Source organism: Thermocladium sp. ECH_B, assembly GCA_001516585.1.
Lineage (GTDB): Archaea > Thermoproteota > Thermoprotei > Thermoproteales > Thermocladiaceae > Thermocladium.
Map to the genome: position 1 here is coordinate 21607 of LOBW01000018.1, position 8561 is coordinate 30167.

Genomic DNA, 8561 nt, shown 5'->3' on the forward strand with positions numbered 1-8561 from the left:
ACAGCATTTATTATTATGGAGAAACCTTAAAAAACAACCTACTGATAACGGTGTCGGTGCATCTATGAAACCGACTATCGACGATATAAAGCATTTATATAAGCCAAAGGTGCGACCAATAGAATGGAGAAACGACGGCCGCTTAATCCTCTTGGATCAATCCAAGTTACCGTTCGAGACGGCTTATGTTACTCTATCCTCGCCGGAGGCCACGGCGGACGCCATACACAGCATGAAGGTGAGGGGCGCGCCCGCAATAGGCATAACGGCGGCGTATGGCATGGTGCTTGCCTTATTCAACTCATCCCCCTCCAGCTTAGAGGAGTCAATACAAGCATTGAGGAGGGCAAAGACGGTGTTAGATGCCGCTAGACCCACGGCAATTAATTTGGCTTGGGCAACCAGGAGAATGCTTGATAAAGCAACTAAGCACGTTAATGAAGGCACAGCCAAGACTCCAGCGCAGCTGCGGGAACTCTTGATAGAGGAGGCCAATACCATATTCGATGAGGAATATGAGGCTGAAATAGCCATGGGTCTTCACGGTTTGGAGAAAATAAATGAGGGAGACACGGTGCTAACCCAATGCAATGCAGGCGGATTAGCCACGGGAACAGGGCTGGGAACCGCAACGGCCCCCGTTAAGATAGCCCATGCATTGGGAATCAAGGTCTCCATGATAGCCCCTGAAACCAGGCCTTGGCTCCAGGGCGCGCGGCTAACTGTATATGAATTAATAATGGAGGGCATACCGACGACTCTGATAACGGATACCGCCGTTGGGCTAGTCATGTATAAAGGCATGGTTAATAGCGTGATGGTTGGGGCCGACAGAATATTGAGGGATGGGCATGTCTTCAATAAGATAGGCACAATGAAGGAGGCCATAATAGCCCATGAATTCGGCATTCCATTCTATGCCTTAGCCCCCTCATCCACCTTCGATATGAAGAGCAAGGTTGATGAAGTGGTGATAGAGGAGCGTGACCCGGATGAAGTGAGGAAAATAAGGGGAGTACCCATAACTGTGGAGGGGGTTCCAGTCTATAATCCAGTATTTGACCCTACCCCTCCTAAGTACGTTACTGGGATTATTACGGAGAAAGGAATAATATACCCCCCCTTCTCTAGAAATATACCGAGGGTGATAGGTGAGTAATATGGAGGACCTCGACACTAAAATAACTAGGGCAATAGTTGAGTTGATTCGTCGCAGCAAGGGACGCAAATTAACCCTAAAGGCAACGGTTCTAGTAAGAGTGGCGGGCCTCGATGAGAGGCACAAGAATATATTGAAGGCGGCCAGATTATTAAGTAAATTAGCCGGGGAGAGGGTCATTAAGATAGAGAGGAAGGTCAAGACCTCCAAATCAAAATCAATAATGTATGTAGTGGATGAGTCGCTGGATATTTGGCACCTATCAAAGAATAAACCGGATGAAGCAACCAGTTTCCTGGGTTCCCTCACGAGGAGGNTCCGCGCTAATTCACCTCCAACCCAAATGCGTAGGTGAATCCCTTAATTCGATATATTCATATTCATCATTCCATTTACGCTTCAAGTTAATTCATACCCATTGGCGTATGAATTAGATGAGTTCAGTGACTTCCAACGCCGTTTCCGCGGCCTTCCTTGTTATGCCGTCTGTTCCCAATATAGTGTATCTGTCGGNCCTTATTGTGTGAGCCATGGTTAATGCCTCTATGGCCATCTCCTTATCTATGCCTATATCGCTTAGCTTAGTTGGTATGCCTAGTTCCTGCATTGTCTTCTTTATTCTGCGCCAATTAAGGCCATGTAGGTAAGCCATAGCTATGGTGCCCAAGGCAACTTGCTCTCCATGTAGTGGGCTCCTCATTCCTCTCTCCTTAGTCAATAGTTCCAATGCATGGCTAAAGAGATGCTCGGATCCACTGCATGGTCGTGAACTACCGGCTATCGCCATTGCTACCCCACATCCTATTAATGCCTTAACCACTATCCTGGTCGCCCCCTCATCATGTCTCTTCAAGTTCTGTTTATTCCTCATTATTATTTGGTAACTAGATAACGCCAGCGTCGCCGCGTATTCACTGAATGATTCCCCCTTTATTTTAGCCCCCAATTCCCAATCCTTCACGGCAATCAATTTACCTATTAATTCGCCGATTCCAGCAGTTAAGTATCTCCTAGGCGCCTCCGTTATTATCGATGTATCCGCTATTATCGCTAGGGGCGTCTTATGGATCTTCGGGTACCCTAGCCGCATTAATTCTAATTGAAGCGTGTAAGAAACATAGGGGGACGCTATGCCATCGTGGCTGGCCACCGTGGGAACAGATATGAATGGCTTATCCAGGAGGAATGCGATGGCTTTCCCAGCATCCACTATTCTTCCTCCCCCAATGCTTATCACTGCATCAATTCCCCTGTATCTATGCGCCAGGCCAGTTATGACTTCAGCATTAACCGAGTCCACCTCCTCCGTAATCATGTTGTTTCCCGCTAAGCCGCCTAGGGCCTTCTTACTGTGCGTGGTTCCAGTTAATACTAATGCGCTTGGCCCTAGCTTCAGCATGCTTAATATCTTGCCGACGTTATTTATGGCTCCGGGCCCAAACAGCGTATACCTAGGTATCTCCAATTCTTCGAGTTCCTTCATTTTACGCGTACAACTATTAGGCGAGTTATTTAACTTTACGAGGGCTCCACGAGGCAGCTTCATTTATGGAGATGATGAACGAAAATGAAGATCTACATCGCTTTTGGTTTCCCCGCCTTTGAGGGATTGGGTTCCTCGGGAGTCTTGGGGGTTACATCCCTTAATGTCCTGAAGAAATTGATCAAGGTAAAACACCAAGTACATGTATTGCGGCATTTAGATATGGTGGAGGGCTCCTCATTTCCATCCCTGGAGGCAATCCCTCATTCTTTTTTATCATACAGGGAAGAAGGCTGGCGATTAGTTCCTCTAGGTGAAGAGTTTGCCAAATATTTTTAAATACGAGTTAAATGAAGTTAGAGTGGATATCGATATCAAGTCGATTCTGGTGGATGTGGGTAAAGGCGCTGCTTCCCTCATTATAAGTAAGTCCACTGACTCATCCTATAAGTCCATAATTAAGGAAGGAAAGAGCGATGTCACTAGGCGAATAGATTGGGAAGTTGAGAATTTCATAATAGGATACCTGAAGGAGAGGGGGATTCCAGCAATTGTTTTGACGGAGGAGCGAAACCTAGTCAGGATAAGCAATGACCCATATTACTTATTCGTGATAGATCCATTGGATGGTTCCCTGAATTTCGTGATGGATATACCGTTTTACTCCATATCCATAGGCGTAGCCAGGTACTCCGGGGATCCCAAGATGAAGGACCTAATTGCGGGCATAATAGTTGATGTTCAGCGGGATGCGTATTATTATGCGGAGGCCGGGAAGGGGATATATGTAAAGGGCAATACCGTTAAGCCCTTGGGGGATGCATTGGATAAGCCGATTGCCTCGATATACATGGAGCCATCAATAGGGGTGGATACATTCACTAGGATAAAGAGGATTTATGATGATTTAGGAGCATTTAAGGTACGTACACTTGGCTCATCAAGTCTAGAGGCCACTTTAGCATCTTTCGGCCGCTTCCTATTCTTCATGGATATCAGGAATAAGTTAAGGGTATTCGATATAGCCGCCGCATACGTCATAGCCAAGGAATTAGGCGCTTACGTGATAAACCCGCTGGGGGCATCATTGGATGAATTGGAGATATTAAGCCAGCCAAGGATAAACATAGTTGTGACTCAGAGCAAGAAGGTAGTGGACTCCATTAGGCACGCATTCAGTAATTGATTATTGAGAAACACATGGATTCTTCATGTGGTTTTTAACAGCAAGTTTTTGGATTTATATACTTAATAAGGAATTCATTCATGGCTCTACTCACCTAAGTTAAGAATTACTCTTTAAAATAACAATGTGAAGCAGCATCATGGTGACAGCGCCTAGTTATTCCTGCCCGAATTGCGGGGACCCCTTAACGGTAAGGATTCAGAACAATATAGTATCGATTGGGTGCATGAGTTGTAGAGTGGTGGTATTTATATCCAGGAGCGAATTAATCAAGAGCATTGGCGAAAACGAGGAAAGCCTTGATTTGATAATGGATGCATTATTCCAGAAATACGTGAGGGGATTAAGCAGGGTACTCCAAAGGAGGAGACTGGCGAGCGAAATCATTAAGAGCGGGGAAAACAATTAATGAGGCTGAGTAGAGGTGAATGGGAATAGCGGCAATAATGCTCAGATGAAGGAATTTCTCCTCCTTCTCTCCAAGAAGGTAGGCTATAGGCTCTCCAGGTTGCTGGATATAGTTGAATATGCTAGGGAAGCAACGATAATTGAGGTGAAGGAGGAAAGCGGCGGCGTCACGGGGATCCGTCTAAGCTTCAAGTCCGAGACCCGTGATGATGTTTATCACTACGCGTCAATTGGTAGATACGGCGCTAAGTGTACCTGTGAGGCGAATACCTTAGGGAATGAGTTATGTAAGCACATACTTGCCGGGGTAATAATAATGGAAGCCATAAACCTAAATAAGTATGGTAAAAGCCTTGACTTGAATGAGATGAAGTGGTTAAGCCCCAATGCAGCTGAATCCGAGATTCAGAACCCTGGTACCTCATCAAAGATCAGAGATGGCGGTCCTCAACACATGAAGCCCTAGAATCCGGAAACAATTTATTAGCTTTCTCCCAATGAATGAAAGCCACATGGGCTCCTCGCATTAATGTTTTTAACGTGATTAATGGCGGCTCTCTAGATGCATGTTAATGCTGTAACAATAGGGGATTACGCAATAAATAAGGAGTTAGGCAAGAAGGGTTCCTCAACGGATATAACGATTTACCATAGGAGGATCGATGATGATGTTGTGACCCTCATAGAGCCAACCAAGTACCCCGAGAAGTATCAACCCCTGATAAAGGCTATGGCATATGCTGATGCAGCCTTAATTAATTCTCTCCAAATAGATGCATTCCTGGGCGAGGCATTAATCACCCTAGAGTTAATGGGGATGCGGCAGGTACTCGTTATTTCAAATCATGACTCACTAAAGAAGGTAGCCAATGAGTTGGGGACTAATTACAAGTATCTTGATGCATATGGAGCACTGGAGGAGTTGCGACGATTGGGTCCAGCGTCTCTCAGCAACTCGCCGCTAGTCATAATAGATCAAGCATTCAACGTGAAGAGCGTGGGCACGGTGATTCTCGGATTCATTAAGGGAGGCAAGATAGGGGTGCATGATAAATTAAAGCTACAACCAAAGGGCATAGAGGTTGAGGTCAGATCAATTCAAATACAGGACGTGAATTATGATGAGGCGGAACTCGGCACGCGGGTAGGGCTAGCCCTGAAGGGGGTAAGCGCTGATGATATAGAGGAGGGAGATGTGTTATGCATTGATTGCCGCGCATCAAGTATGATTAGGGGGCATTTCAATCCTAATAAGTACTTTAAGCAGGGGACTCAGGGTCAATTACATATATCGATGGGCTCCAAGATTCGTCCCATTAAGTCAATGAGACTTGAGCAATCCACTGCATATATAGAGGTGGATTCCCCCATGCCCATCGTGTCCAGCCGCGCGGCAGTGATGAAGCTGGATGCAAAGCCTCCGCGAATAGTGGGCAGCATAGAGATTGAGTGACTCCTTCCCGCCCAGGTATGGGTATTACTCTGCGTCCCCTCAATAATTAGTGGGTAACTCGCTCTTAATGGTCGGCCGGGAGCGAGTTGCTGGAAGCAACTGAAAGTTTCTCTATCGGCTTAATGCATTTAATGAAATTTCATGAGATGAGGAGGATTATCTAGTTTTGGTTTATTGCGGGTTTAATTGTTTGGGTTTAGTGTTTTGTGCGTGGTGTGGTTAAATTTAAAAATAGGATAATTATCCTATTTCTCATGAAGAGGACCACACTCATGGCAATCACGGCCGCCGTGATGATTCTAGTGATCGCCGTGATACTCCTCTATATCCATAACTCCGCAGGAAGGAGTACAATTACTCCAATGGAGAGGATAGCATCGCTGGACCCAACCTGCACGCAATTACTCTTCTCCCTTGGCCTTGGCCACGATGTTGTGGAGATGGATACGTATTCAGCTCAGTTACTGGCCTACTTCAATGAATCGCCGAAAACCAATGTGACTATACTGTCATCGATCTGGCCCTTCCCCTCCCTAGAATCCATAGTTAATGCATCGCCCAGCATAATATGCTATGATTATGGCTGGTATGGTCCCCAATTATCGAAGATAAGCGGCTATAATTGGACCATAATAGTGATAAATGGAACATCTGACACCAATATGAGCCAGATAGAGAACGACGTTCGATCAGCTGGCTTAAAGCTGGGAATCACGGGAGCGGCCTCCGCTGTGATTAATTCCATGAATTCAGTCCTAAGCTCCATATCATCCGTGACCCAGGGCAGCGAGAGACCCACCGTTATTTACCTGGATGGCGTTAACCCGATATACTCCGCATCATACAACACGTTTATTGGAAATGAGATAAAGTTAGCTAATGGAATTGATGTGGTGAACACCACGAATCCATGGCCCCAGCTCTCGCCCTCGCAATTCCTCCTCTATAATGCAGATTACATAATTGCATCGGACTTCATGGGNAACTGCTCCGCCACGCTTCAAGCAATACTTAGTTTGCCGGGCATAAATACCGTTAATGCGGTTAAGGAGAATCATATATATATAATTGGAAATCTTGGACAAAGCCTTATTGAGGAGCCTGGGCCCCTCTCCGTTTATGGGGTTAAGCTAATTGCCTATATTCTGCATGCTTCCTCATTCAATGCCTCTCCCCCTCATTGCATTAATGCGACTTGGATAATGAATAACATAAGGCCAGAGTTGGGTAGCGGATGAGGCTCCTCAAAGCGGCCTTGATCGCATTAGTTTTATTGAGCATCCTCCTCAATATGGTAATCGGCACAGTTAAGGTGCCCCTAAGGTATATCCTAATGCCCAGCGGCATCTATAAAATAATAATAATCGACATAAGGCTTCCCGAGGCATTAACGGGAGTATTGGTGGGCTTCATATTGGGAATGACTGGCGCAACTTTCCAAAGCATTTTCAGGAATCCGCTTGTCGANCCATTCACGATAGGCAATGCGGGCGCCGCGGTGCTAGGCGCTTTGCTGGCCTACTTATTGATACTAATGCACCTAATTAACTCCTATCTCTCCCTCGTGGCGATGCCATTGCTTGCCTTCATTTTCGCCCTAGCCACTAGCCTAGCCGTGTCATATATGGGTTCACGCGGTGGACCACTTGGATTAGTATTGGTGGGCGTCATGTTCACACTCCTGACTTCATCCCTAATCATAATAATTGAGATACTCATATCGGAGATAAATCCATCAGCCATAGTGCAGCCACTCTACGTGCTATACGGCGACTTAAACGGCATATCATGGAGTAACTTACTGGCAATAACGATTGCCTCGCTGGTTCCCCTCATGATATTGATTAATTATGGGAAGCAACTGGACATAATGCTTCTCGGCGATGATGTTGCCCACGCAAGCGGCTTAGACCCAGGTAGAACCAGATTCATGCTGCTTTCCCTGGCATCCATACCGATAGCCACCGCAATGGCATTCACGGGAATAATAGGCTTCGTGGGTTTAGTGTCTCCATATGTGGCTAGGTATGCTGAGGGTCGGGGATCCCATACTGCAGTGCTCCCCACGTCGGGAATAATCGGTGCATTAATGCTTTCCTTATCAAACGCCATCTCTAGATCCATATCTAACTACATAATACCGATAACCGCGGTCACGGGCATAGTTGGAATACCATTGATAATACTAATGCTTTACCGGGGTGCCTATAGTGCCGCAAAGGTATAGCATTGAATTCAAGGGAGTCTCGGCCGGTTACGGGAAGCGAGTAATCATTAGCGACATAACGTTCTCCACGCCCTCGCCGGGCTTAACCACTATACTGGGCCCAAATGGGGTTGGCAAATCAACCCTGCTTAAGGTTTTAATAGGATCCCTAAAACCATTGCGTGGATCCATCTCCATCGATGGAAGGAACCTGGATCAAGTGAAGGATAGATCCATATACTTATCATATGCGCCATCGGAGTCGCCGAACATGTTTAACATGAGGGTTATAGAGGTAATCATGTCTGCGCGGAGGGGGAGCAAATGGGTTACTTGGGAGAATGCATTAGAGGCCCTTAGATTTGTTGGAATCGAGTCCCTCATTAATTATTTCTTCGAAGAACTCAGCACCGGCCAGAAGCGGCTTGTTCTATTAGCTAGGGCGCTCGCGACGGGTGCCCCCATCATCATCGTCGATGAACCAACGGCTAACCTAGACTTAGGCAATCAATTGAGGATACATGGGATCCTGAGGAAAATGGCGAACCTATCTACCGTGATCGTTGCTTCCCACGATGTGGAGCTCGCGCTGGAGAGCGACTTAATAATAGCGATTAAGGGCGGCCGCATACTAATGCAGGGGTCACCGGATGCATTAACGCCTAA

Annotated in this window: 11 protein-coding genes; 10 read left to right on the forward strand and 1 reads right to left on the reverse strand. The window is 46.3% G+C overall.

Annotated features, from left to right (window positions below; translation table 11 throughout):
• Positions 1 to 64 precede the first annotated feature (64 nt).
• Together AT710_03705 and AT710_03710 are read left to right on the forward strand one after the other, a co-directional pair.
• Positions 65 to 1159 (forward strand): translation initiation factor IF-2B subunit alpha, encoded by a 1095-nt coding sequence (locus AT710_03705; GenBank protein KUO92365.1) that lies wholly within the window; start codon positions 65 to 67, stop codon positions 1157 to 1159.
• Between the two features lies 1 nt (position 1160).
• Positions 1161 to 1514 (forward strand): hypothetical protein, encoded by a 354-nt coding sequence (locus AT710_03710; GenBank protein KUO92366.1) that lies wholly within the window; start codon positions 1161 to 1163, stop codon positions 1512 to 1514.
• 75 nt (positions 1515 to 1589) lie between these two features.
• Here the strand turns inward: AT710_03710 and AT710_03715 are convergent, their stop codons facing one another.
• On the reverse strand, positions 1590 to 2642 hold the full coding sequence (locus tag AT710_03715; protein ID KUO92367.1) for a glycerol-1-phosphate dehydrogenase: 1053 nt from the start codon (positions 2640 to 2642) through the stop codon (positions 1590 to 1592).
• Positions 2643 to 2726: 84 nt separating this feature from the next.
• Between AT710_03715 and AT710_03720 the strand changes: the two genes are divergently transcribed.
• The 8 genes from AT710_03720 to AT710_03755 form a co-directional block, all read left to right on the forward strand.
• Positions 2727 to 2981: a hypothetical protein gene (locus tag AT710_03720; protein ID KUO92368.1), complete on the forward strand. Its 255-nt coding sequence runs from the start codon at positions 2727 to 2729 to the stop codon at positions 2979 to 2981.
• Positions 2982 to 3003: 22 nt separating this feature from the next.
• Positions 3004 to 3828 carry a hypothetical protein gene (locus AT710_03725; GenBank protein ID KUO92369.1) on the forward strand — a complete coding sequence of 275 codons (825 nt, stop codon included), beginning with the start codon at positions 3004 to 3006 and terminating at the stop codon, positions 3826 to 3828.
• Between the two features lie 139 nt (positions 3829 to 3967).
• Entirely contained in the window at positions 3968 to 4237 is a 270-nt protein-coding gene (locus AT710_03730) for a hypothetical protein (protein ID KUO92370.1), read from the forward strand.
• Positions 4238 to 4252: 15 nt separating this feature from the next.
• Positions 4253 to 4702 (forward strand): hypothetical protein, encoded by a 450-nt coding sequence (locus AT710_03735; protein KUO92371.1) that lies wholly within the window; start codon positions 4253 to 4255, stop codon positions 4700 to 4702.
• A gap of 96 nt (positions 4703 to 4798) precedes the next feature.
• Positions 4799 to 5689 (forward strand): hypothetical protein, encoded by an 891-nt coding sequence (locus AT710_03740; protein KUO92372.1) that lies wholly within the window; start codon positions 4799 to 4801, stop codon positions 5687 to 5689.
• A gap of 254 nt (positions 5690 to 5943) precedes the next feature.
• On the forward strand, positions 5944 to 6927 hold the full coding sequence (locus AT710_03745; GenBank protein KUO92373.1) for a hypothetical protein: 984 nt from the start codon (positions 5944 to 5946) through the stop codon (positions 6925 to 6927).
• Positions 6924 to 7916: a hypothetical protein gene (locus AT710_03750; GenBank protein ID KUO92374.1), complete on the forward strand. Its 993-nt coding sequence runs from the start codon at positions 6924 to 6926 to the stop codon at positions 7914 to 7916. Before AT710_03745 ends, AT710_03750 begins: the two co-directional genes overlap by 4 nt.
• The coding region (locus AT710_03755) for a hypothetical protein (GenBank protein ID KUO92375.1) at positions 7900 to 8561 on the forward strand (662 nt) is incomplete at its 3' end. The genes AT710_03750 and AT710_03755, both read left to right, overlap by 17 nt.